This is a genomic window from Roseovarius sp. MMSF_3359, from assembly GCF_030733385.1.
Lineage (GTDB): Bacteria > Pseudomonadota > Alphaproteobacteria > Rhodobacterales > Rhodobacteraceae > Roseovarius.
Window position 1 is genome coordinate 80,754 of the sequence record NZ_JASHJC010000008.1, and the last position, 22,773, is coordinate 103,526.

At 60.1% G+C, this 22,773-nt stretch carries 23 protein-coding genes; 2 read left to right on the forward strand and 21 right to left on the reverse strand.

The annotated features are described in order from the left end of the window. Window positions 1-157 precede the first annotated feature (157 nt). Entirely contained in the window at window positions 158-1,513 is a 1,356-nt protein-coding gene (locus RBB29_RS12945; protein ID WP_306116440.1) for a hypothetical protein, read from the forward strand. Between the two features lie 258 nt (window positions 1,514-1,771). Continuing rightward, window positions 1,772-1,978 carry a cold-shock protein gene (locus RBB29_RS12950; protein ID WP_306116439.1) on the forward strand — a complete coding sequence of 69 codons (207 nt, stop codon included), beginning with the start codon at window positions 1,772-1,774 and terminating at the stop codon, window positions 1,976-1,978. A 397-nt stretch (window positions 1,979-2,375) separates the two neighbouring features. Here the strand turns inward: RBB29_RS12950 and RBB29_RS12955 are convergent, their stop codons facing one another. From RBB29_RS12955 to RBB29_RS13055, 21 genes are all read right to left on the reverse strand, one after another. Next, window positions 2,376-3,164, reverse strand: a complete 789-nt coding sequence (locus tag RBB29_RS12955; RefSeq protein WP_306116438.1) for a hypothetical protein — start codon at window positions 3,162-3,164, stop codon at window positions 2,376-2,378. After that, window positions 3,158-3,982, reverse strand: a complete 825-nt coding sequence (locus RBB29_RS12960; RefSeq protein ID WP_306116437.1) for a sulfite exporter TauE/SafE family protein — start codon at window positions 3,980-3,982, stop codon at window positions 3,158-3,160. Before RBB29_RS12960 ends, RBB29_RS12955 begins: the two co-directional genes overlap by 7 nt. A gap of 72 nt (window positions 3,983-4,054) precedes the next feature. Beyond that, complete coding sequence (gene dusA, locus RBB29_RS12965; RefSeq protein WP_371931501.1) at window positions 4,055-5,086, reverse strand: tRNA dihydrouridine(20/20a) synthase DusA; 1,032 nt, start codon at window positions 5,084-5,086, stop codon at window positions 4,055-4,057. A gap of 205 nt (window positions 5,087-5,291) precedes the next feature. Beyond that, entirely contained in the window at window positions 5,292-5,660 is a 369-nt protein-coding gene (locus RBB29_RS12970; protein ID WP_306116435.1) for a hypothetical protein, read from the reverse strand. A gap of 9 nt (window positions 5,661-5,669) precedes the next feature. Continuing rightward, complete coding sequence (locus RBB29_RS12975; RefSeq protein ID WP_306116434.1) at window positions 5,670-8,303, reverse strand: G8 domain-containing protein; 2,634 nt, start codon at window positions 8,301-8,303, stop codon at window positions 5,670-5,672. 9 nt (window positions 8,304-8,312) lie between these two features. Further along, window positions 8,313-9,107: a hypothetical protein gene (locus RBB29_RS12980; RefSeq protein WP_306116433.1), complete on the reverse strand. Its 795-nt coding sequence runs from the start codon at window positions 9,105-9,107 to the stop codon at window positions 8,313-8,315. Then, the gene (locus tag RBB29_RS12985; protein ID WP_306116432.1) at window positions 9,107-10,543 is read right to left on the reverse strand and encodes a hypothetical protein; all 1,437 of its coding nucleotides are present in this window, start codon (window positions 10,541-10,543) and stop codon (window positions 9,107-9,109) included. Before RBB29_RS12985 ends, RBB29_RS12980 begins: the two co-directional genes overlap by 1 nt. 10 nt (window positions 10,544-10,553) lie before the next feature. Next, complete coding sequence (locus RBB29_RS12990) at window positions 10,554-10,994, reverse strand: hypothetical protein (RefSeq protein ID WP_306116431.1); 441 nt, start codon at window positions 10,992-10,994, stop codon at window positions 10,554-10,556. Next, complete coding sequence (locus tag RBB29_RS12995) at window positions 10,991-11,248, reverse strand: hypothetical protein (protein WP_306116430.1); 258 nt, start codon at window positions 11,246-11,248, stop codon at window positions 10,991-10,993. Before RBB29_RS12995 ends, RBB29_RS12990 begins: the two co-directional genes overlap by 4 nt. 608 nt (window positions 11,249-11,856) lie before the next feature. Further along, the gene (locus RBB29_RS13000; RefSeq protein ID WP_306116429.1) at window positions 11,857-12,363 is read right to left on the reverse strand and encodes a hypothetical protein; all 507 of its coding nucleotides are present in this window, start codon (window positions 12,361-12,363) and stop codon (window positions 11,857-11,859) included. A 105-nt stretch (window positions 12,364-12,468) separates the two neighbouring features. Beyond that, on the reverse strand, window positions 12,469-13,338 hold the full coding sequence (locus RBB29_RS13005) for a sulfotransferase domain-containing protein (protein WP_306116428.1): 870 nt from the start codon (window positions 13,336-13,338) through the stop codon (window positions 12,469-12,471). After that, complete coding sequence (locus tag RBB29_RS13010; RefSeq protein ID WP_306116427.1) at window positions 13,338-14,165, reverse strand: sulfotransferase domain-containing protein; 828 nt, start codon at window positions 14,163-14,165, stop codon at window positions 13,338-13,340. Before RBB29_RS13010 ends, RBB29_RS13005 begins: the two co-directional genes overlap by 1 nt. A gap of 96 nt (window positions 14,166-14,261) precedes the next feature. Further along, window positions 14,262-15,407: a porin gene (locus tag RBB29_RS13015; RefSeq protein WP_306116426.1), complete on the reverse strand. Its 1,146-nt coding sequence runs from the start codon at window positions 15,405-15,407 to the stop codon at window positions 14,262-14,264. 373 nt (window positions 15,408-15,780) lie between these two features. After that, entirely contained in the window at window positions 15,781-16,614 is an 834-nt protein-coding gene (locus RBB29_RS13020) for a 3-keto-5-aminohexanoate cleavage protein (protein WP_306116425.1), read from the reverse strand. A 42-nt stretch (window positions 16,615-16,656) separates the two neighbouring features. Further along, entirely contained in the window at window positions 16,657-17,043 is a 387-nt protein-coding gene (locus RBB29_RS13025; protein WP_306116424.1) for a carboxymuconolactone decarboxylase family protein, read from the reverse strand. A gap of 43 nt (window positions 17,044-17,086) precedes the next feature. Then, window positions 17,087-18,538, reverse strand: a complete 1,452-nt coding sequence (locus RBB29_RS13030; RefSeq protein WP_306116423.1) for an aldehyde dehydrogenase family protein — start codon at window positions 18,536-18,538, stop codon at window positions 17,087-17,089. Window positions 18,539-18,550: 12 nt separating this feature from the next. Next, window positions 18,551-19,291: a sulfotransferase family protein gene (locus RBB29_RS13035; RefSeq protein WP_306116422.1), complete on the reverse strand. Its 741-nt coding sequence runs from the start codon at window positions 19,289-19,291 to the stop codon at window positions 18,551-18,553. A 45-nt stretch (window positions 19,292-19,336) separates the two neighbouring features. Further along, a complete protein-coding gene (locus tag RBB29_RS13040; protein ID WP_306116421.1) occupies window positions 19,337-20,155 on the reverse strand; it encodes a hypothetical protein in 819 nt (272 codons plus the stop codon). Next, window positions 20,149-20,793 (reverse strand): DsbA family protein, encoded by a 645-nt coding sequence (locus RBB29_RS13045; protein WP_306116420.1) that lies wholly within the window; start codon window positions 20,791-20,793, stop codon window positions 20,149-20,151. Before RBB29_RS13045 ends, RBB29_RS13040 begins: the two co-directional genes overlap by 7 nt. 3 nt (window positions 20,794-20,796) lie before the next feature. Next, complete coding sequence (locus tag RBB29_RS13050; RefSeq protein ID WP_306116419.1) at window positions 20,797-21,876, reverse strand: aromatic ring-hydroxylating dioxygenase subunit alpha; 1,080 nt, start codon at window positions 21,874-21,876, stop codon at window positions 20,797-20,799. Beyond that, a complete protein-coding gene (locus RBB29_RS13055) occupies window positions 21,873-22,760 on the reverse strand; it encodes a MurR/RpiR family transcriptional regulator (protein ID WP_306116418.1) in 888 nt (295 codons plus the stop codon). The genes RBB29_RS13050 and RBB29_RS13055 overlap by 4 nt, the downstream gene beginning before the upstream one ends. Window positions 22,761-22,773 lie beyond the last annotated feature (13 nt).

Below are 22,773 nucleotides of genomic sequence, written 5' to 3' on the forward strand. Positions count from 1 at the left end.
CAAAGTGACGCCCCATGACATCCGCACTCGCCCTTACGTTGCACGGGCCTAAACTGCTGGCAGTCTGCGCGCGATCACACCCGGGTTCTTATTTCCGAGCCCGGTCGCGGCGGGCTGTTTTTTTGAATCAAGTCACTTTTTGATGGAGGAAATAAGTATGCCTGATGGCGAACTCACAACCACGAACAAGATCCCCTGTTGTCCGGAAATCACCACGGAGCCGTGCTGCGAAAGCCTGACCACCACCTACCGGCTGACGTATAATCTGGGTGCGGCCCAGGTCGAGGTCAGCATTGTGGCCGAACTGGAACGCTGCCCCGGTCCGATGGCGCTCGGCGACGTGATCTATTCAACCACCCTGCTGCCCGGCGAAAAGGTCCGCCTTTACACCGCGAACCGCAACAGCCGCTTTACCTATGACAGCGAAAGCGAGGTAAGCTACCGGCACGAGCAGACCTCCGAGGAGACCTATTACATGAAGGCGATGGACCGCTACATGTCGGACCTCACGGTCACCGACAGCGGCTCGGCGCAATCGCAGTCGCATTCGGATTTCGAGACGGATGTGGATGCCTATGGCGCCTCCTTCGGGTTTGCCGGCGGTGGAAGCGTCAATGTCGAAGGCGATTTCAATGCCAACAGCTCATCCTCGTTCCTGCGGGAACTGTCGCGCCATGCCTCTGCCTCGCACGAACGCTCGGTCCAGGCGACGCGGGCGGCCAATGCGACGCAGATCGGCGAGGTGGAAAGCCGCACCCATGCGGAAGGCGAAAGCGAAAGCGCCTACGAGGCCTCGACCCGGTCCATCGAAAACAAGAACCAGTGCCATGCGGTGACCTATTTCGCCTATCAGCTGGTCAAGCGGCAGATCCTGCGGTTCCGGATCAAATCGGTGCTGCGACGGGTGGTCGATGCGGCGGCGGGTTCCGTGGTCGATGCCCGCCCGGTCCGTCCGGTCACGGGGATCAAGGTGCTGCCCAACGGGCTTCTGGCGACGCAAACCGCGCGCGCCGAAGTGCAGGCGGTTGGCCGCGTCTCGGCCGTGGCGCAGCGGGCCAATGCCACGCCGAACATGGCTGGCACCTCGCTTGGCACGGCCGCTGGTTTTACCACCAACGTGGCTGCGGTTGCCGCGCGGACGCCGATCGTTGCCAATGCCAAGCCGCTCTCGGCGGATGTCCACGCCAAGGCGCTCCAGCAGGTTGACGACGATCTGGTCAAGCAGGGGATACTTGCCAAGGCAGGCTCGAACGAGGTGGGGCGCCAACTGGCCGCCGAGCTTGAATTCGAGCGGGTCTATTGCCTGCCGACCCAGGGCGTGGTGATCAAGGGCTGCCTTGATGACTGCAACACCTGCGAGGACAGCCGGAGAAAGTCGATCGAACTCGACAATGTCCGCAAGGATCTCGAGAACCAGCTGCTGGCCAAGCAGATCGAACTTCTCGACCAGAGCCAGGAATACCGCTGCTGCCCCGTGGGCGAGGCGGAAACCGACCCGGCGGAAGACGGCTGACCCAACCAGCGGAGGGTGCTCTTCGCACAACCGGGGCGTTGCGGCGCCCCGGGACCTGCGAAAGGAGTGTCGATATTCCGCTCAAGAGCCGCTAAATCGTTATTTCCCCTTGAATTATTGGTCCACCCGCCTCATATCGACGCTGCGACGTTACCACTATCGACTACCTGCTCCTACTCACGGCTCAGTCACTCGATCTTGCACTGACTAGCCGGGTTGCCGCACTCACGCGGGCAGCAAAATCTAGGAGACTACGGTATGGCTAATGGCACCGTAAAATGGTTCAACGCAACAAAAGGCTACGGCTTCATCGCGCCGGAAGGTGGCGGCAAGGACGTTTTTGTCCACATCTCCGCCGTTGAGCGCGCGGGTCTGACCGGCCTGGCCGACGACCAGAAAGTGACCTTCGACATCGAAGCAGGCCGTGATGGCCGTGAATCGGCATCGAACATCGCCCTGGCCTGAGCCTACAGGAATTGAATGCGGAAACGGGCCCCTCGCGGGGCCCTTTCTTTTTGGGGTGGGTCCCAAAGGAGCCGACGCCTGACCTTGGTCACGACGAGTGGGGTTGGTGTTCGGTTTGAGCCCTTTGCGAACACTGCTTCAGCCCGGAATCAAGGTGCGCAGCACCGCCGGGCAGCGCCCGACCGCCCCATGGGCGGGCGCTTCGTCACCGTTTCAACCCCAACGATTGTTGAAAGTATACGTCACCATAAAGTGCGATGAACCACCTACGTGGCGCCCACCCGCGGTCGGGCGATGCCCTCTGTTTAAATGATGGCCGAAAGACTGCTTTGTCCGCACAGCGGGCATACACCAACTCGCGACCTCCCTAGATCGGAGACCGGACAACCATCACCGCCTACGGCGCGCGGAGCCAGTCATCCGATCCTTCGGGCAGTTCCGGGCGGAAATAGGCGATCATCCGGCCCTCCATCGGCGCATCGGCCTCGTCGGCCCATGGCGCCACACCGTGCAACGCATGGCGGTGAACGACATACGCCTCCCCCGGTGCGGCTGGTACGATCACGCGCGGGCATGTGTCAAACACCTCTCGGCGCGCCGCCTGGTAAATGTTGGTCAGATCAACCTCGGCCCATTCGGCCTCGGGCAAGTGACCCAAGGCATCTTCGAACGCCTCTCGCATGATATGGTGGCTACCTTCCCAGACCACCAGCGGGCTGGCCCCGGCGCCGCAATCGGTCAGCGGCAGGCCAAGAATATAGGCGTGGCGCTCTTTCAGCATCCGCCGCCGGGCAGCGCCCACGGCCAGCAACCCGTCCACATGGGCCGCATCACGATCCCGCCGATACCGGAACGCCCCCGCCCCTTCGCCCGCACGCGGACGCGGATACCCGGGGTAGATCACCGACACCTGGCCACGATGAAGCGGCAAGGTGCCATAGGTTGCCTGGGCAAAATCATATGCCGCCCCCGCAAGCGGCCCGCTTTGTGATACCGACCCGTCCGGCCCGTTGGGCAAGGTATCCACCCCGACAAACCACGTTCCCTCGCATTGCAGCCACTGGCGCTGCTCCTCCGGGTCGGCAACCCGCTCGGCGGCAACCGGCCGGACGGCATCGACCCAGGCTTGCAGCGCGGGATCTACCGGAAACCGGACCCAGCTTTTTTCCAGGAAATCCCCTACCATCCCAAGGCCTTGCGCAGCATGTTGAGCGCCACAAGCGTCAGAAAGACCGCAAAGACCCGCTTGAGCGGTTTGGGGTCCATCGCATGGGCCAGTCGCACGCCCCAGGGCGCGGTGATGAGGGTCATGGCGATCACTGTGGAAAAGGCCGGCAGGTTGACCGCGCCGATGGTCCAGGGCGGGCGGTGTTCCGGCGCGATGGTCAGAAAGAGAAACCCGATGACCGAGGGGACCGCGATGGTCACGCCAAACCCCGCCGCGGTTGCCACGGCCCGGTGAATGGCGGTGTTGTAAAGGCTCATCAGTGGCACACCGAAACTGCCGCCGCCAATGCCCATCAGCACGGACAAAAAGCCGAGGGAGGGCGACATCACGGCGCGGGTCACCCCGGTGGGCATCGCCTGCCCCAGGCGCCATTCGGCACGTCCAAACCCCATGTAAAGGCCGATCACGATGCCGAGCACCCCGAACACGCCTTGCAGGAAGGTCGAACTCAGGTTCGACGCGGCCGTCACACCGATCACCGCGCCGATAACGATGCCCGGCGCCCATGTCCGCAGGATATCCCAGTCCACCGCGCCTTTCTTGTTGTGGCTCAGGACGGACCGCACCGAGGTGACGATGATCGTCGCCAAAGACGTGGCCAGGCAGACCTGCATCAATTGCGGCCCGTCATAGCCAAGTGTCTGAAACGCGTAGAAGAATGCGGGAACGAGGACGATGCCACCGCCCACGCCCAGAAGCCCGGCCAGCACACCGGCAAAGGCGCCGATCACCAAAAGCAGCGCCAACATGGCGAGCAAGAGAGAGGGATCAGGCATCAAGGTGGCTCCGCATCGCGTGTCGAGGGTCACATAGAGCGGATTTAGGGCGTATCGACAACGGCTTTCTGCTCAGGCGACATGCGCCAAGGCCTCAAGGACGACCTCCGGCCCCGCGCCGTCCCGGACCGCACCCTCCGACAATGTCCGCCGCCAGCCGCGTGCGCCGGGGCGGCCGGAGAAGAGGCCAAGCATATGCCGCGTGATCTGATGCAGCCGTCCGCCGGCGGCCAGATGCGCCTCGATATAGGGCAGCATGGCGTCAACGGCGACCTCGGCGGTGCGATCAGGCCCGTCAGCGTTGAAAAACCGGCGGTCAACCGCGGAGAGGATATCGGCGGGCTGGTGATAGGCGGCGCGTCCGAACATCACCCCATCCACCCCTGCGTCCAGAAACGCCTCGGCCTGGTCAAGCGACGTGATCCCGCCATTGATGCTCAGGTGCAGGGCGGGGAAAAGGCCCTTCATCGACACGGCCAGATCGTAGTCCAGTGGCGGGATCTCGCGGTTTTCCTTGGGGCTGAGACCCTGCAGCCAGGCCATGCGCGCGTGAATGGCAAACCGGCTCACCCCTGCCGCACTGACGCGGGACAGGAACTCGGGGAGAACGTCGTGCGGGTCCTGATCGTCAACGCCGATGCGGCACTTGACCGTGACCTCCACATCCGTGGCCGCCATCATCGCCGCGCAGCATTCCGCGACCAGCGCAGGGTCTTTCATCAGGACAGCGCCGAAAGTCCCTGACTGCACCCGATCCGACGGGCAGCCGACATTGAGGTTGATCTCATCATACCCCGCCTGAGCGCCAAGCCGCGCCGCCTCGGCCAGCTCCGCAGGGTCCGATCCGCCCAGTTGCAGCGCCACCGGATGTTCGGCAGGCGAATGGTCGAGCAGATGCAAGGCATTACCGCGGACCAAAGCGGGAGCCGTGACCATCTCGGTATAAAGCAAGGCGTGCCGGGAAAGCTGCCGGTGAAGGAAACGGCAATGGCGGTCGGTCCAGTCCATCATCGGCGCAACGGAAATCCGCGCCGCCTGACGGGCGGCACGGGTGCGATCCGAGGCGTCACCTGCCTCCGAAAGAGTTTCGACACTTTGGTCCATCAAGCTCGTCAACGCCCTGGCCTTCGGTTCCGGATGGCGCGCCCGGGGAAACAGCCCGGCGCAGCCGCGCAGGTCATAATCGCTTTCGGTCCGCCCGTCCACCTTCGCCCCCAAATGGTTCCAGACATAACAAAACGGAGCCTTCTGCAAAGGCTCCGCTTCAGTACTCTCCCCTCACCCCCGCACCACCCCGTGCGGCTGGCAATCAGCCGGTCAGCTTTTCCACATCTTCCCTGACCTGCTCCCACTTGAAGTTATAGATGCGTTTGGAGCGTTTGATCGTGATCGCAAGGATATAGGCGCGGAAGGCAACGATCGCCAACCCGACCCAGAACACAACGGATTCAGGCAGGAAGTTCAGGTTATGCAACCCCATGCCAAACCCCATCACGGCGCAATCGACGCCCATGTTCTGCTCGCCGCGACGCGCCATCGTCGCCAGTTCCATCTGGTTGTACTTGAGCAGCCACCCGGCATTGCGGCTGTTGTAGTAGTGAAGGTACAGCGACGCGCCACTGATGAGAATGAGCGCCCAGGAAAGAAGCGGCGTCAGCATTGGAATGTGATGATGCATGGTGATCTCCTATGTTAGACCATTGGTCCCGGCGGGATTGAAACTTGTGAAATCCTGCCCGTTGACAGTGCCGAGCACGCCGTTGTTGCCCACACCTGTTGCGTAGCCCGGCAGGATGGCGTTGAACTCGTTTGCGGGCATGCGCAGGGCGACCGGTGTGTAGAAATAGGTGCTCAGGCCCGATGTCCGGTCCTGGACGACATCAGGGATCAGCAGAACCTTATCCCCCGCAGCAGAGGTATAGACCCCCTCCTGCTTCATCATCTGCTGCATCATCGTCCGGGTAATGAGCACCAGTATGCCCGCGTCTTTTGACGTCCGCGAAAACTGGTTCGCCTCGTTCTGGCCGTTGATGCGATCGCCCCAGCCAAACTCCGTATTGGGGACGCCCTTGTACCGCTTCTGGTACCCGATGCTGTCGGTGTAGCCAAAGTCATCGGCGATCACGAAATGGTTGTCGTCGCCCGCCCAGGTACAGCTATCTTCGAGGTAATCGGGAACGACCGCCCCCGCCGCGTTGCTGCCCAAGTTGGCCAAGGGGATCTCTTCGGCATCAACCACTCCGTTGTTCAGCGCCGACCACGGCAGCGTAATGGACGTGCCGTCATGGGCATAGTCCGTGGTGCAATCGGTGAAGACCGGGCCCACAACCTTCTGCGCCTTGTTGGTGCGCGTGTTGTCTCCTCCGACGGTCGTAAAGTCGATCCCGCGACTGAACGCCTCGATCCTGGGTTCCATGAACACCATGCTGACGGTCTGGCGGAACGGCCAAAGTCCAATTCCGGCAGCATAGGGGGCAATGGACCTGTTGGCCGGGTTGAACCCGATCACGTCGAAATCTTTCATCGAATACATGCCGGTGTATTGCCAGTGAAACCCGACATCCACTTCCCAAGCCTTGAAGCCATCCATGAAGGACACGAGATCATGATGCTGGACCGGGAACCGCTTGGCGACCGATCCACCCCAGTTGCAGGCATAGACCTCGTTGTGCTCAAAACCCTCGATCACCGCGAACGTCTTTTGCACGTCCGTGCTTGGATCGGCTGCAAGGCCGTAGAAAGCGCGCAACTCCTCGGTAATCCCGGGATAGACGTTGGTGCCGAAACTCACACGGGATGTCCATGCCATCCCCACGGTGCAATCCGCCGCGATGCAGTTCCTGAAGTTCAGCGGGCGCGAGTTTGACCAGAAACCGTGACCGATATCGCCGATCTTGTTGCCGCCATCCTTGATCCGGGCCGTCGAAGGCCCTGCCCACGGCTCCCGCGTTCCAATGGCGATGCACCCGTTGATCTCACCCCAGGAACCGCCACCCTCGCCGGCAAAGCCGACCGCCTGAAAGTCATGTGCGATACAGTCGATCATCTTGCCGTGGCTGTCGTGGTGGACGAAGACCCATCCCGGCGAATCGTAGCCAACGCACCCGCGGAACACCGAAGGGTTCAGCGTTGGATCATCGGCCCCGTTGCGATGGAAATGCCAGATATAGCGGCCATTCGTGTTCGTTGTGCTGGTGATCGTCGGCATCGTGCTCAGCATCACCGGCGAGGTGCCAAGCGTCTTGAAGTCCATGTCGGTGCGACCCATGCCCCAGGCCTCGACATATTCGACCGTATTCTGGTCCTTGTTCTTGAAAAGCTGGTGCGCGCGCCGTTGCGCATCCGATGGCGCGCCGTCGGTACTGGTCCGGAAGTTCCGCGTCCGGTTGACGATATGTGGCGTGAAGGCCGCGCGGCGGAAACAGGCCGGGTGCGGATGGTTCAGCCCACCGGACCAGGAAATCACCGGGGCGGACGGGGTCGAGTTATCAACGGCCGTGATCGTGCGTATCTCGGTCTCCCAAGGCTCCCACTGACTGTTCATGCCCCTCATCCGCGTGCCTGGAATGATGATCTCATCGCCCGGTTTCCAGTCGCGAAACCCCGACACGTTCTGCACCTGCCGATCGAGCGTGACCGACGTAGCGCCTTGCGGGATCCCGCCCGCAGCCCGCGCAATACCGATCACCGGCGTGGCAAAGATGGAGGCTTTGCCAAAACAGACCAGCCCACGCTGCATCTTGACCGGATCGTTGGTGACATCGAGCGGTCCGTTGTTGGTATAGATCAATGTCTGCGTGAAACTTTCCGATGCCGGCGCAGATTCTGACGCCAGTTCGTAGGTGCCTGTATGATCCACGAAGATCGTGTCGCAGTGCAACTCCGTGCTTCGGTCATCGGCCCAGATGAAACCGCCATCGACGCGGATCGTGTTGTACTCGGTTGTGCTGATCTGGTCATAGGTGACGTTGACACCCGCCGGGATCAGGATGTTCTCGCCAGGCTGTGGCACCCGTTGCGTATTGCCCGAGATCGACCACCATGTCGTGGCATCCGACCACGCACCGGACGCCACCGCGATGACATCCGCATTTGAGCGTGCGCAGTAGCTCTTGATGCTGTCGATGTCACGCTGCAGCATCGGGTCAATGAACGCGTTCTGGTCATAGGTCTCGGTCGCGTTCGCAATGTAGGTGAGGGCTTCGGTTTCCGGATCACCACCCCCGACACCGTTATTGTCCTGTTGAACAGGATAGGGCCTGCTTGTCAGGGTGGAGCCGGTATCGTTGACCAGCACTTGAAGATCAGATGTATGTAACACGTTAGCCTCCTACGAGAAGGACGGACCGTCCGCGGTCCAATCGTTGCCGGTGCCGAAATTTGTGCCATTGTTGTAATTCGATGCTGGCCCGTGGAGTTCGTAGGACGGGACACCATAAGCAGCGTGCGACACGGCCGGATCGACGGTCACGCCAGTCGAGCCATTGAAAAACCTGTCCTGAACGGTGCCGTCGTCGATGTTGGGCGGCGCGCCACCCAGGTCATTGGCATCCCAGAACGCAAAGCGATAGTTCATAAGATCTGCCGAGCGTTGACCACCAGCCGACGCGAACAAGGCAGGCGGCGTGGCACTATACCTGTTCCAGTCATACGAATTGGCCGAGGCCGCGCTATTGGTGGTGAAGACGCTGGCCGCCGCGCCGCTGGTCTCGTCCCAAATGACGACTTTGGAGGTCGCCACCGATCCGGAAATCGTTCCCGAGATCAGCAAACACATCTTGTCACCAATGGCGTAGTTCGCGGTGCTGATGAATTTGGAGTCGCGATCTCCGTTGATCAGGAAATCAATCTCGGGGCGCGCAAGGCCATCTGAATTCGTATCATCCGCGCGCCAGCCATCCGACGAGATGACATTTTCAAGCCCGAGGATACTGCCGCGGAAATCCGAGTTGGTCCGATACGACGAGAAGGCAAGGAAATGTTGGGTTGCCGGCAGGGTCGCCGGGAAAACGAGGTAGGCGCCGTCATTCGTGTTGACGCCCACCTCGGTATAGGAACTGACCGCGGCTTTGCGTTTTGACAGCAGGATGCCGTTCGTGATCATATCAAAAGCTGAAACCGGCATCAGGTGATATCCCCCTGGATCACCCAGGCATCCGTGCCGATTTTGCGCAGAACACAGCCCGAATATTGGTTGTTGATATCCACGCTGCCGCCGGACACGCCATTCACGGCTACACCGCCCGCGCCATCCACCGTTGTTGGACCCGCGCCCAGTTGTGTGATGGAAATGGTCGCACCGACCGCAAAAGCAGTGCTCGCATTCGTCGGGATCGTCACCGTGTTCGCGGCGGCACTCGTCATGTCCACATTCAAACCGGCATCGGCAAGGCTCAGCGTATAGGCCGCACCTGTCTGCGTATTGACCGAGGCCACCCCGAAACCGCCACCCACGGCGATGTCATAGGTACCAAGGTTGGCTGGCATCGACGCCCCATGGTTGAACCAGATCACCGTCTTGGTCGCCGATTGCGTGGGGCGGGCAACGGCTGAGTCGCCTCCCGCATCAAAAACGATCACGTCCTGGCCACCCTGCAAAACAACGTCGGACTGATCGAGGGTCACGACATCCCCGTAATTGTCCAACTTGGTGGCAAGCTCCTGAAGCGCCGCTTCGACGTCGGCGGCGGTAAAGAGTGCCCCGCTGTCCTCCAACCCGATCAGAGATGCCCCCTGCCCGCTCGTATTCGATGCGAGGCTGGTCGCAGAAAGGACATTCAGGATCGCCCGAACCGCGGTGCTGTTGAGCGTTTGGACCTCTCCGGTGCCGCCACTCGTGCGGCCAAGCAAACGGTTGGTCGCAATCGGCGCCAGCTTGGGCAAGGTCACCGCGGCATCGTCGATCTCACCGGTTCCCACCGTATCGGTATCAGCCAGCGCACCGGTATTGGCCGTGGCCCCCGAGGCAACGCCCGAGAGCTTTGACTTCTCGGCATCGGTAAAGGCGTTGGTATTACTTTGCCCCTCATAGAGCGTCTTGATCTCGGCGCCATTCTGATCCGGCGATGCCCCGTCCGATACATTGAGCAACGCCCGCACATCTGCCGCGGTCAATTCTTCGCTGTCACCGGTGCCGGTCGACACACGACCCAAGATGCGGTTCTGGGCCACATCAATAACTCGGTCGGCGGGCCCGCCGCCACCACCGCCGCCGGATTGCCAGGTTGATCCCCCCAGCTCCGCATCAATTGCGGAAACGATCTCAGATCCGGTCTGATCCGCGGTTGCACCCGTCTCGATCCCGTTGAGTTTGCTAAGCTGTGCGGCGGTCGCAAACTTGTGGTTCGTCGACCCGTCGTCGATGTCATCAGCATTCAGATTGACCGCACCGGTGGCCCCGTTCACGCTATCGACGGCGTTCGGTTCGGCCCCTGCAGGAATGCCCGACAGTTTGGATTTTTCGTTGTCTGTGAATGCGTTGGTGTCGGCGTTTGCCTCATAGCGGCTCTTTACCGCCTCGTTCAATGAGGCGTCACTGCCCGTATTAAATTCAGTCGCCATTTCTAGCTCCTCATGCCGCGTTAAAGATCAACTGGTCGCCGTTCCACACCAATGGATCGCCGCTCAGCTCCAGATTTCCGGAAACGATGGTGAAGGCCGTGCTCAGCACATTTGACGCATTTCCCGCCGCGTCGATCACGCCCACATGGAACTGCCACCCACCGGAGGTGAGGCCGGACAAATCGGTTTGACCGGCATTGGTCCCCGCCAACGCCAAGGCACTGCCCGACGCCGCTGCCGTCGGTTTCGCCGCGACAAGCGCATCGGCGTCGGCGTAGCTTGATGTGGTATCAACCACCCAATGAAGCGCCCCGGCCTCATCACCGTCAAATCCGAACATCCCCGTGCCTTCGTCCAGCGACAACGCCGCCAGGATCGGTGCAACCAGATCAGGTTGACCGGTCGTGGTCCTGCGCGACCGGCGCCGGGGGCTGACGGAAAGACCAATCATTCCCAGGCCACCACAACAGCCGTTGTTCCCGTCGCAAGAACACGGACGGCCCGGAACTCAAGCACGTCGCCCACCTCAACCGGATAGGTAACATCCGTTCCCGCCCCATCGCGCACGGCGACGGTCCCCGACGCGATACATTTCAATGCCCGCGGACGCGGATCCAGATCGGCTGTGTCTGAAGGGGACACGACATAGTGCGTCTCCCCCGGAGAAGTAAGACTTGCCGCAAATCCTGCGAAATTGTCGGTCATCTAATCTTCCTTTCACTACTTCGGTTCTCTTTGGGAAATCCCGACGTCGGGTTGCGCCCTCTGCCAGGACCGTTCATTGGCCTTCTCGTCGGTTCCCCTCGCTGAGTTGCGAAGCGGCGGCACTGCATGCCGCCGTTCAGAAACCTCAATCGCGCGGAAACAGAGGCGCATTACCGGGTAAACGGATCCTCACCGCAGACAACGCATCGTCCGGCAGCGCGGAAAACATCCTTTTCACATGCATTCGAGGACACCCGCCCTGATTGCAAAACTTGACCGGTAAGGTTGATTTGAAGCGTGAAGAACTGGTAACCAGACAGTCCGGAACCGTTCTGGGAACCGCACTGCGATAGGTTTCAGATCATCTGGAAAACTTGGATTTCATGGATTTACGCATTTAATTCATATGCTTGAAAATCGCCTCGTCGCTCTGTGACGACGATCACATCGTTTCCGCTGACAGGAAACCGTAGCCATTGCGTTCAATGGGGAATCAAGAAGAATTCTATTCTAGATTGTACTTCACCAGATAACCAATGACACCACCGCAAAAGAATGGCGCCAAGAAAAGGCCGTCCCTCTCGCCACTTTCAATGAGTGAAGGGGGTTCAGACGCCGCCTGCGCCCGGCCCGCCCGGATCGAAGAACACGATCACACCGCCACCCACGCCGTCGAATTCCCGGTGCACGACATGACGGGGGATCCGGATCGACAGGCGCCGGTTCTCGTCCCCTGCCTGCCAGGGCCGGTCAATCTGCCGGCAATTCGCCGTGCTGCCGCTGTAATCGGCAACTGGCGGAACCTCCTGCATGAACGAAAGATCCTGCGCGATCTGGCTGCCATCCAACTGTACCGATCCCCGGGCCAGAACCTCCCCTGCCCGTCCCTTGGTCAAGATGGATTGCTGTTCGCTTTGTGCCCAGACACCACAAACGAGCGTCTGACCACCGCGTTCGCGCATGTCCGCCGCGACACTGATCCCCCCGCCCGTTGAATACTTGCCGCCCGATGACGCCGGAGCATCCCCAAGCATCGCCACGGTTTCCGGTCCGACATAGCTCGAACACCCCGTGACGGCCAAAACAGCAACCAGAGACAGACAAGTGGATTTCATGGTTCGGCCCTTTCACAACGCATGGCTCATCCGACAAAATGTGTCATGCCACGCCGTAATCAAGCATAGCAGAACCACTGACGGCCAACAGGCCGATTTGCCCTGTCAGGCGCCTGCCGCGAACTCTTTCGTTTCGTCAAGCATCTCAGGATACCATTTTTCGAGCGTCCCGCGAAACTCTTCCCGGATACGACCGACCTGCGCCGGGGTCAGATCTTCGCGCCATGACCCGGCCTTTCCCTTGGTGAAAAAGCTCTTCATCTCTGCGGGCTTCTCGGCAAAGCCAAGCTCTTTTTCCTGCTTTTGCAATGACTTAAAGCTCGCCTGCTTGACCGCGTAGGCCAATTTCGGGCGGTCTACCTTGACCTTCATGAACTTCTCAAGAAGGCCCGAAATGACCTTGCCCGGACTGGCAATCATATCCTCGTAGCGGATCACATAAAGCGGCAGGCCGGGCGCTGTTGTCCATGCCTCGACATGGTCATCCCACCGGCCGAGCGGTTCGTACATGCCGGTATTCGTCGCCATGATGTTCATTTCCGAGCTCATGCGCTCGATGGTCGTGTCGATATCCGCCGACTGGTGCCGCGCGAAGGAAGGCGTCAGGTCAAACGGGTTGCGCATGACATAGACCGCCGCCGCGGTCACTTCGGGCGGGATGATGTCGATGTCGAACATCCGCAACGTCTGACAATGTGTCTTGACGAAGTGATGGTTTGGCTTTGACGCCGCGATCAACCGCAGGGCTTTCTGACGCACTTTCGCCCATTCTTCCATGGTCGATGCGCTATAGGGACGCCCCAGGGCACGGTCGAAGAAGTCCTTGCGGATGTCGCCGGTGGTGAATTGACTGAGGCTGTTGATATCGGGGGCCTTGCTCTTGGGCATGAAGTAATTCGCCAGAAGCACCCGCACCCACGTGTTGCCGGATTTCGGAAAGGAGGCCAGCCAGATAATCCGCCTTAAGTCATTCATCAGTAATATCCGTGCTTTTTCATGACCTTACGATGCACACGCCGAACTCTGGCCACTTGATCCTCGGTCAATTCACTCTTCCAATTGTCGCTCGTGCCCTTGGAAAAGAATGTCTCGCTATGGCGCGAACGCTCAGCGAAACCGCCCTTTTTCTCCTGCTTGGACACTTCCTTGAAGCTCGAGTGTTTAACCGCGCGGTCGAGGCGCTCCGGATCGACAGGCACCCCGATGTTTTCCAACACCTTGGTGAAAGCGGCATGCGGATCGGTCAACATGTCTTCGTATCGCAACACGCAGATCGGAAACGATGACTTGCCGGTCCAGCTTTCGACGTGATCGGACCAACTGCCGAGAAACTGAAACACTGTCGTCTCATCGGGCTGGTTCACATGATCGGAATGACCGATGGCATCAATTGTGTCGTCGATGCTCATCCCGTAATGCCGGGCGTAGGACAGCACCATATCGAGCGGGTTGCGGATGATGTAGATCGCCGACCGGGTGAATTGATCGGGGATCAGTTCCGTCCCAAGCGCAGGTTTGTTGATATTGTGGGTCTTGACCAGGTTTACATCGGCGTTATTGGCCACGATCCCACGCAAAACCCGGTCCCGAAGGCCCAGGGTAACATTGACGTTCATCGTGTCGACATTGGCGCCGCCGACCATGCGGTATGTTTTGGGGATTGAATCACCCATGCCGAACTTGTGCACCTGGTTAATCGGCACCGGTTCTTTCGCATTGGTCAGGTAATTGGCGAGAAAAATGCGCGTCCAGGTGTTTCCCGACTTGGGATAGGAGGCCAGCCAGACGATGCTCTTTTTCATTTGGGGAAATTCCGCGTGTTGTGGCGTTGATCTTACCACTTCACATAAAAACAGCGGGGAGGTTTGTCACCCCCCCGCCGCATATATCGACCTGAATTAGAAGCTCAGGTTGATCGCTGTACCGATGATTGTACCGTCGATGTCTGTACCGGCGGTCGAGTTGTCATCGTTTTCAGCCCAAACGGCGTAGATGTTCCAGCTGACGCCCGGTCCAAGAGTGCGAGCTGCACCGATTTGGTAGGCTTCGTAGTCGTCGTCGCCAGCAACCGAGTCGCTCGAACCTTGCGATGTCAGAGCTTCAAACGACCAGGGGCCAGGTGCGTCAAATGTCGCGCCGAAGGTCCAGCCATCCGAGTCCGCACCAGCGTTACCACCGATACCGCCAACGCCGCCTGTGCCGCCGTTGTCGTTCTCAGCGTACGAACCGCCTACGGTGAAGCCACCGAAGCCAACGGTTGCGCCAACGCCCCATGTTTCAGGATCCGAAACACCCGGGTTGGTTGCTGCGTTAACCGAACCTGTACCCCAGCGTGCGCCGGCGTTCAGATCAACACCACCGATGGTGCCGCTGTAGTTGATACCGATGTCGAAGATGTCGGAAACAACGCCAGCACCGTTACGGTTGACGCTGAAGTTGTTACCTGCGTTGACAGTGCTTGTCGCGGCGTAGGAAACACCCAGAACCAGACCGTTGAAGTTCGGTGTGTAATAGCTGATTCGGTTTACGTCGTTGTTTGCCGATACTTCGGTGTAGGCCGAGTACTTAGCATCGCGGAACGAGATCGGAACACCAGCCGCTGTGAAGGGCAGGAAGGCCGAGATCGACGGCGAGTTGATGTACATCGAAGTAACCTGGGGAGCAGCAACCATCGACAGGTAACCTGCCGAGTTTTCGTTACCGATAACCAGTTTACCGAACGAGTCGCCACTGATGGTCATGTACGATTCGTCGATACCAGTGGCGCCGCCACCGTTGTTGTTACCTTCGATCTGGATGTTAACGCCGAATGTCAGGCCGTTATCCAGAGTGATCGACGGAGTGAAGTGGATTTCCGAGTTGTTCAGCGTGTCGATGCCGTCAAAGTCGGTACCAGCTGCCAGACCGGTGCCCGAAGCATCCGACCAAGCAACGTGCTGGTTCATGTATCCGCCCCAGTCCAGGTCCCACGATTGGGCCGAAGCAGGAGCAGCAGCGGCTACGCCGAGTGCGATCGCGCTGGTGCAAAGAAGTTGCTTTTTCAAGGGTGTCCCTCCTCATAAGCAAGAGATTAAAGTTCCGCCGTCACCAAAGGCGGTCACGACTTGATGATGAAATGCTGCAAACACCCCCCAACTGTCAACGAATGCGCCCTGTCCAAAATCGTTGTTGGGCGCGTTGTGACGTTTAAATCACACACGCCCCCGGGCCGATTTCACACGCCACGATCCCGGGGACACAGTTTTGCCTTATTTTATTGGGCTTGGCCTGTTTTTGTGCCTGCACCACACTTCCGGCGTGGCGCGGCTGCCACGTTTCAAAGACAGGCTCAGCAAAGGTTTGGACGTTGCGATTTGGTCACATGAGGCCCGGCGACAGAGAATCGGTCAGCCCGGCGACAGAGACCGGCCGTTCACGTCAGTTCACGGGCGACAGCCCGAGGATGTTGCGGGCCTGTTCAGGGGTGGCGACGGGGCGTTCATACTGATCGCAGAGTGCCACGCAGCGCGCCACCAGTGCGGCGTTCGACGGCGCCAGCGTCTGCCGATCAAGGCGGATGTTGTCCTCCAGGCCGGTGCGCGTATGCCCCCCCGCAGCAATCGCCCATTCATTGACGGCGATTTGGTTGGGCCCGACACCTGCGGCGCACCATTCGGCCTGGGGCGCGCGTTCACGCATGATCCGAACATAGAAATCGAAAACCTCGCGGTCGGCGGGCATTGCGTTCTTCACCCCCATCACAAACTGCACATAGAGCTTGCCGTAAAGCACACCCTCCCGGTGCAGCCGGATCGCATGGAGGATATGGCTAAGGTCAAACGCCTCGATTTCGGGGGTCACCTCATAGGTCTGCATCTCGGCGGCCAGCCAGGACACGAGATCAGGCGGATTTTCGTAAACCCGGGTGGGAAAGTTGTTCGACCCCACCGACAATGAGGCCATATCCGGCCGAAGCGGCAGCATCCCACCCCGTTCATTCCCGGCCCCGGAGCGGCCGCCGGTGGAAAACTGCACGATCATGCCCGGACAATGCCGGCGAATACCTTCGCCCAACTTTTCGAACCGGTCCGGATCCGAGCAGGGAAGCCCCGCGTCATCGCGCACATGGCAATGGGCAATTGCCGCGCCCTCTTCGAAGGCCGCATGGGTGCTCTCGATCTGCTCTTCGACGGTAACAGGCACCGCCGGGTTATCGGCCTTGGTCGGAACCGAGCCGGTGATGGCGACACATATAATGCAAGGCTGGGTCATGGCGCCGACGATACCCTACCGATTGTTGCCTGTCGAACCGGCTTAACTCTCCTGCTCCGCCAGCACTTTCTTGGCGGACCGGAAACACTCGATCGCCTGCGGCACGCCGCAATAGATGCCGACCACGTGGATGATCGCCCGGATTTCGTCCTGTGTGACGCCATTGGTGATTGCACCGCGACAATGCACTTCCCACTCGTGCATCTTGCCAAGCGCGCCCAGCATCGCAAGGTTCATCATGCTGCGCGTCTTGGCAGGGATCACGTCATCGCCCCAGCCGAACCCCCAGCACCAGGCCGTCATCGCCTCTTGGAACGGTCGCGTGAAATCATCGGCGGCGGCAAGGTTCTTCTCTACATATTCTGCCCCAAGCGTGGCCTTGCGCTGCTCAAGACCCTTGAGAAACAGATCTTCGTCGAACGTGCTCATGTCATGTACCTTTCTGTTGGAGTGTCGTGTCCGGGCCTGTCGCTCACCGCAGGGCGATCGCCACGTTTTTTGTCTGAACGTAATTCCAAAGGGCTTCGCGCCCCTTCTCCCGGCCATAGCCGGATTTGCCATAGCCCCCGAAAGGTGTCTCGACACCACCCGCGAACCACTGGTTGACGAACACCTGCCCCGCCCGCATCTGCCGGGCCGCGCGCGTCGCACGGTCAAGATCGCGGGTAAAGACACCCCCGACCAGCCCATATGGCGTCCCGTTGGCGATGCGGATCGCCTCGGCCTCGTCCCGGAATTTCATCACTGAAAGGACCGGCCCGAACACCTCGTCTTGCGCGATGGTCATGTCCGGCGTCACATCGGCCAGGACCGTAGGTTCAAGAAACGCGCCGGGGATGTTCATCTTGCGGCCACCGGTGACCACAAGCGCGCCCTGAGCTTCGGCCTCCGCGACCATATCGGCGGCGCGGTCGCGCTGCGCCTCGGACACCATCGCGCCCATATTGGCGCCTGGTTCCGCCCGTTCGATCCCCGGGCCAACTGACAGGGATTTCGCAATCTTTTCAGCGCGTTCCACCACCTCGTCATGACGGCTTTCGTGCACGATCACTCGGCTCATCGCGGAACACACCTGACCTGCGTTGAAGTAAATGCCCCAGCGGATGTCGTTTTCGAACGCCTCCAGATCGGCATCGTCATGGACAATCGCCGCGGACTTGCCACCAAGCTCCAGCACACAAGGAACCACATTGGCCGCTGCCGCCGTGGCAATCGCAACACCGGTCTTGACGGAACCGGTAAAGACGATCTGGTTGACGTCAGCATGGGTACTCAGCGCCGCCCCGGCCTGATGCCCCCAGCCACACAGGATGTTGACCGCACCGGCCGGCAATCCCACCGCCTCGGCGGCATGAGCAAACCACGCATTGCTCAGCGGCGTCAGTTCGGGCGTCTTCACCACGCAGGCATTGCCCGTGGTCAGCCCCGCCGAAAGCGACCGCGCCGTCATTTCGAGCGGATAGTTCCACGGGATGATCTGCGCCGAAACGCCGTAAGGTTCGTTATGGGTGAAGTCGAAATACCCCTCTCCCAGCGGGATCGAGCGGCCCTCGACCGTGGAGGCTTGATTGCCGTAATACTCGAAGTAAAGCGCCGCCCCCTGCACCTCGCGCTGCGCCTCCCAAAGGGGTTTGCCTTGCTCGAGGCTCAGGAGAGGTGCGATTTCATCAATATTATCGAGAAGATAGCGTCCAATTTCCTGCACGATACGGCCACGCTCGATGGGGCGCATCGCCGTCAGCACACCCGACTGGCGAACGCGCTTCGCCGCCTGCACCGCCCGGTCCACATCCGCCTCGTCCGCCAGCGCGTGTTCGGCCAGTTTCTCGCCCGTACCGGGGTTGATGATATCGACACGCCCGGCGCCGCCATCGACCCATGCGCCGTCAATGTAGTTCTGCCAATAGGGTTTCACGTCGATCATGTCGTGCGCCTTTCAGAGACGGATTCGGTGTGCGTGAAGCCTGTCATAATGCGGCTTCATCCGGCGGTACACCTGCTGCACCCGCGGCGGCGTGTCGTCAAGGTCGACATATCGGCGTTTCTGGGGTGTCAATCCGGTCGATTGGGCGAGGTTGGCGTGGAATGATCCACCGTCCCACCAACTATGTTCCGACGGGTCGCCGCCGGGCTCCCAACTGAGTGCCTCGGGTTTGAACGGGATGCCAACCGCATCGCAGAAGGCGCGGGTCATGTCATGGGGGTTTTCCAGAAGGTCATCGCTGTCGATCACCGGCGGCGGCGCGCCGTTCAATGCCCAAAGCAGATCGAAAAGCGCCCGCTGTTCCGGGAAACCCACTTCTCCCTCGTGGAAGTCCGGCCACTTACTGTGCATCGAGGTGATCGTCTTGGCGGGATCACGAATGAGGAACGCATGGGTGAAATGCGACAGGAATTCTGCATCCCACATGTGATTGATATAATGCGGAAAGTCCTTGAGAAACACCGGGCCATCAGCGGCGCGCGCCTGGATGTCCTGCCAGACGCTGTCGAGGGTAAGACCCGGTGTGGTCACCTCTCCGGGCGCGTAACGATGCCACAAAGGTGCCTCGCCCTGATACCAGGCCTCGCCAAAGGGCTCGTGCAGGCAATCCAGATCGCCGCGTTGGCGCATCATCCATTCAAATGCTGTGGAGGTTGACCTCGGGATCGCCCAAAGGGCCACGATCTTATGCATATTTTGCCTCCGGCTTCGGGGTATTCGGTACGGTGAAAGCAGTGGTCATAGGCTGTCCAGCAGGCGCCCCTGCGGTGAGGTGGGAGCAAGGCCGAGAGACTTGAAAATGCGCCAGTAGAGCGCGGTGTCGTGACCGATAACGGGCTTGCCCAGGGCGGTTTCCAGCATCGGCGTCAGGTGCAGCGGCCGTTGCGGCTGACCCATCGGTCCGGACCGGAAATTGCACATGCCGTTGATCAGATAGGCATCGGCCTGCGGTGCCTTCTCCGCCACGTAAGTAAATGATTTAAGGGCCAGATCACCGTCAAACACCCACCGGCGATCATTGACCTCTTCCTGGGTGTCGAACCATCCCTGATCGTGGAAATTCCCCGCCCAGACGACGTCAAACCCGGCCTCTTTGAGGAAACCCACCGTGCCCTGCCACCATTCCGGCCAATGATAGGCAGCGTTGAGCGCAACTTTCTCCACATTCATGGCCCTGAGCGCCTCGATCATGGCATAGCCCGCCATGTGGAAGCGTACCCCATACTTGTCGGAAAGGTCTTCGCAATGTTGCCGGATGCCTTCCACACCCAACCCGCTGGCATGGACCCAGTTCGACCCCACCTGCCCGGCCACATCGACCCCGTTACGGGCCATGCAATGGACGAAATCCTCCATCATGCCGAAATTCTGTTTCCGCTGGTCAAGACCGTGGGCGTACTCGGGTACATGCAGCATCCAGCCATGCACACCGACCGTTTCGGGCGCGATCCGCAGAAAATCACTCGGCGCGGCGTCATAATCGAAGGGCGGGCAGGTAAATCCGACCTGATGCGGGAAAAGTTTGTGTTCGGGGCGCCACTCTTCGGGCATCAGCATGGTAGATCTCCCTTCTGTCCCATCCGCCAGACCATCTGGTCAAACCGGTCTTGTCCGTAAAACGGCTCATTGCGATAGACCATCAACGGGACACCCCAATGACCGGCCTCAAGCATCGCCTCTGCATTCCTGTCCAGATCGGTCTTGGCCTCCGCCCAGGAGGTGCTGGCGAGGATCGCATCCATGTCCATCCCTGCCGCTGCCATCGCCTTGGTGAGATGATCGCCCTTGTCCCACCCCGGCGTCGACCCATCCCAGAGCTTCCGCGCCACGTGGTCGAGAAAAGCCAACCCTTTTCCGGCCCTGACGGCACCTACGAAAAGCCTGTTTAGCCGCTCGTTAAGGGACTGTTTTTCCTCGGCAATCCACAGCGATCCGGGTTTGAAGGTGATGGGTGACGGCTCCGGATAGGCATAGGGAAGCCCAAGATATGCCGCCTCACGTGCCGTGTCGGTCGCGAAATATGCCTGCTCCAATGCATCACGATCCCGGTAGCGGTCAGGCAGGCGCAGCACACCGCCCAGGACCGGGCGAATAGCGACGTCGATCCCCTGCCCGGCCAGCCAGATCAACCGGTCCAGCAGGAAGTAACAATAATCGCTCTGCAGCGAATAGAAGACCTCAACCCGCGCACCCATCTCCTAGCCGTCCACCGCCTCCCGCATCCAACGCTGCAGATGCATGACCGAGTGTTCGGAATTCACCCCACAGCTCGGATCCACAACCAGCGGACCGGGAACGTAACCCCTTGATTTCAAACCACGCTGAACGGATTCGACCAGGTGGATATCCTCTTCGACCGTCGTCGCGCGATCCTGAACCGCCATCCGGCGGACGGTCTCGTTATCCTCGCCGCCGACCGAATACCATCCGCGCCAGACCACAACGTGATCGGCATCTATGGCCCGCCAGTGATAAGTGTTCAGAAGATTGCCGGGATAGACCTGAAAGCTGAACATCGGCCAGAGGAACCAGCTTGAATATTCCTCGTTATGGGCGAAGCCGGAATCGATGTCATAGGTCATCTGATCCAGCGAGTTGCACTCGGTCGTGTGGCGCAGGCAGTAACCCTGCGGTTGGATATCGTAGGTTTCAGGCTTGATCACACCGGTGGAAAAGGTCGGGTGGTTGAGGCTGCAATGATAGCATTCCGAGTAGTTTTCGACCGAGACCTTCCAGTTGCAGTTTTCCGGGATTTCGACCCATTCCAGCGGTTTCAAATCTGCCCAATTTGGCACGAAATCTTCCAGCTCCGCCCGCGCGCCTGGGAACCATTCGTCCATCGGCGCCGCATCATCATCGAGATTGACGAAGATGAACCCCAGGAAAATCTCCGTCCGGACCGACGTCAGGCAAACCGTTGATTTATCGAAACCTTCCACGGCCTTGATGTTTGGGCCGGCCCGCAATTCACCGGTCAATTCATAGGTCCAGGCATGATAGGGGCAGACGACAACGCGGGTCTGACCGCTGCCCGAGACAAGCTGATGCGCGCGGTGCTGACAAACGTTGTAGAACGTGCGGATTTCCCCGTCGCGACCTCGAATGCAAAAGAGGCTCTCACCCCCCAGATCAAACGCAAAATAGTCGCCCGGATTTTCCAATGCGCTGGCATGACCGGCAAATTGCCATGTGCGCGCCAGAAGGCCGGTGCGCTCAGCCTCGAAGACTGCCGGATCGGTGTAGTACCGCGCGGCGAGCGAGCGGATCGGTGCACTCATTCAGGTTCCTCCTGGTAGATGCCCAACTGGTGGCGGCGTTTGTGAAATTTCTCAACTCTTTCAACGATTTCCTCGCTGGATACGGCGACCACGAAGCTGAGCAATGTCTCAAGAAGCGCGATGGTCGAGACCGACGACGGGAAAAATTGTGGTGTGTCGGCGGCGACGACAAAGCCGTGCTGCGCGGCCAGGATGATCGGACTGGCGGGACTGTCAGACAAGGCAACCACCGTGACCCCCTGTTCGCGCGCGATGCGCACCGCCTCGATCACCTCCGACCGGTACGGGCGGCAGGTAATTGCGATCAACACGTCGCGCTCATCCGCCCAGGCCAGATCATCCGTCGCCACGGACCCCGCCCGCGGGATGGTATGAAAGCGGGTCATCCCAGTGCCTGCCAGGTAAGTGAAGTTGCGGGCATTGGCGTTGTTGACGCCCACCCCCATCACGAACACCTGGCGCGAATTCCAGATATCCTCGGCGGCCGCCTTCAGCGCATCGGCACTGATGCCTGCGAATGTCTCCTCGATATTGCGGATCGCCGCGGCCACTTGGTCGGCGTAAAGCCCGCCGAGATCGCCCGATTTGCGCACCTCCTGAAGCCAGCGGACGCGGTCGGGATAGCTCACCTGCCCGCGCCTTATCGCTTCGCGGAACGGCTCCCGAAAATCGTCATACCCCTCGAAGCCCACCTGTCGTGCCATGCGCACGAAGGTGTTGGGCTTGACCTTCGCCGCCTCGGCAATCTCACGCACGGTCGACACCCCGACATCGGCAGGGTTTTCAAGCACGTAGCGCGCGGCCTTCTGCGCCTCAGGCGTCAGCGCCGACCACTCTTCTGTGAGACGCTCAAGAACGGATGATTGTACATTTGTATCATTCATGATTGACGATGGT

What these genes read in the sequence shown, in the direction of transcription:
- RBB29_RS12945 (WP_306116440.1), top strand. Translation starts at nt 158, where the DNA reads ATGCCTGATGGCGAACTCACAACCACGAACAAGATCCCCTGTTGTCCG.
- RBB29_RS12950 (WP_306116439.1), top strand. Translation starts at nt 1,772, where the DNA reads ATGGCTAATGGCACCGTAAAATGGTTCAACGCAACAAAAGGCTACGGC.
- RBB29_RS12955 (WP_306116438.1), bottom strand. Translation starts at nt 3,164, where the DNA reads ATGGTAGGGGATTTCCTGGAAAAAAGCTGGGTCCGGTTTCCGGTAGAT.
- RBB29_RS12960 (WP_306116437.1), bottom strand. Translation starts at nt 3,982, where the DNA reads ATGCCTGATCCCTCTCTCTTGCTCGCCATGTTGGCGCTGCTTTTGGTG.
- dusA (WP_371931501.1), bottom strand. Translation starts at nt 5,086, where the DNA reads ATGGACCAAAGTGTCGAAACTCTTTCGGAGGCAGGTGACGCCTCGGAT.
- RBB29_RS12970 (WP_306116435.1), bottom strand. Translation starts at nt 5,660, where the DNA reads ATGCATCATCACATTCCAATGCTGACGCCGCTTCTTTCCTGGGCGCTC.
- RBB29_RS12980 (WP_306116433.1), bottom strand. Translation starts at nt 9,107, where the DNA reads ATGCCGGTTTCAGCTTTTGATATGATCACGAACGGCATCCTGCTGTCA.
- RBB29_RS12985 (WP_306116432.1), bottom strand. Translation starts at nt 10,543, where the DNA reads ATGGCGACTGAATTTAATACGGGCAGTGACGCCTCATTGAACGAGGCG.
- RBB29_RS12990 (WP_306116431.1), bottom strand. Translation starts at nt 10,994, where the DNA reads ATGATTGGTCTTTCCGTCAGCCCCCGGCGCCGGTCGCGCAGGACCACG.
- RBB29_RS12995 (WP_306116430.1), bottom strand. Translation starts at nt 11,248, where the DNA reads ATGACCGACAATTTCGCAGGATTTGCGGCAAGTCTTACTTCTCCGGGG.
- RBB29_RS13000 (WP_306116429.1), bottom strand. Translation starts at nt 12,363, where the DNA reads ATGAAATCCACTTGTCTGTCTCTGGTTGCTGTTTTGGCCGTCACGGGG.
- RBB29_RS13005 (WP_306116428.1), bottom strand. Translation starts at nt 13,338, where the DNA reads ATGAATGACTTAAGGCGGATTATCTGGCTGGCCTCCTTTCCGAAATCC.
- RBB29_RS13010 (WP_306116427.1), bottom strand. Translation starts at nt 14,165, where the DNA reads ATGAAAAAGAGCATCGTCTGGCTGGCCTCCTATCCCAAGTCGGGAAAC.
- RBB29_RS13020 (WP_306116425.1), bottom strand. Translation starts at nt 16,614, where the DNA reads ATGACCCAGCCTTGCATTATATGTGTCGCCATCACCGGCTCGGTTCCG.
- RBB29_RS13025 (WP_306116424.1), bottom strand. Translation starts at nt 17,043, where the DNA reads ATGAGCACGTTCGACGAAGATCTGTTTCTCAAGGGTCTTGAGCAGCGC.
- RBB29_RS13030 (WP_306116423.1), bottom strand. Translation starts at nt 18,538, where the DNA reads ATGATCGACGTGAAACCCTATTGGCAGAACTACATTGACGGCGCATGG.
- RBB29_RS13035 (WP_306116422.1), bottom strand. Translation starts at nt 19,291, where the DNA reads ATGCATAAGATCGTGGCCCTTTGGGCGATCCCGAGGTCAACCTCCACA.
- RBB29_RS13040 (WP_306116421.1), bottom strand. Translation starts at nt 20,155, where the DNA reads ATGCTGATGCCCGAAGAGTGGCGCCCCGAACACAAACTTTTCCCGCAT.
- RBB29_RS13045 (WP_306116420.1), bottom strand. Translation starts at nt 20,793, where the DNA reads ATGGGTGCGCGGGTTGAGGTCTTCTATTCGCTGCAGAGCGATTATTGT.
- RBB29_RS13050 (WP_306116419.1), bottom strand. Translation starts at nt 21,876, where the DNA reads ATGAGTGCACCGATCCGCTCGCTCGCCGCGCGGTACTACACCGATCCG.
- RBB29_RS13055 (WP_306116418.1), bottom strand. Translation starts at nt 22,760, where the DNA reads ATGAATGATACAAATGTACAATCATCCGTTCTTGAGCGTCTCACAGAA.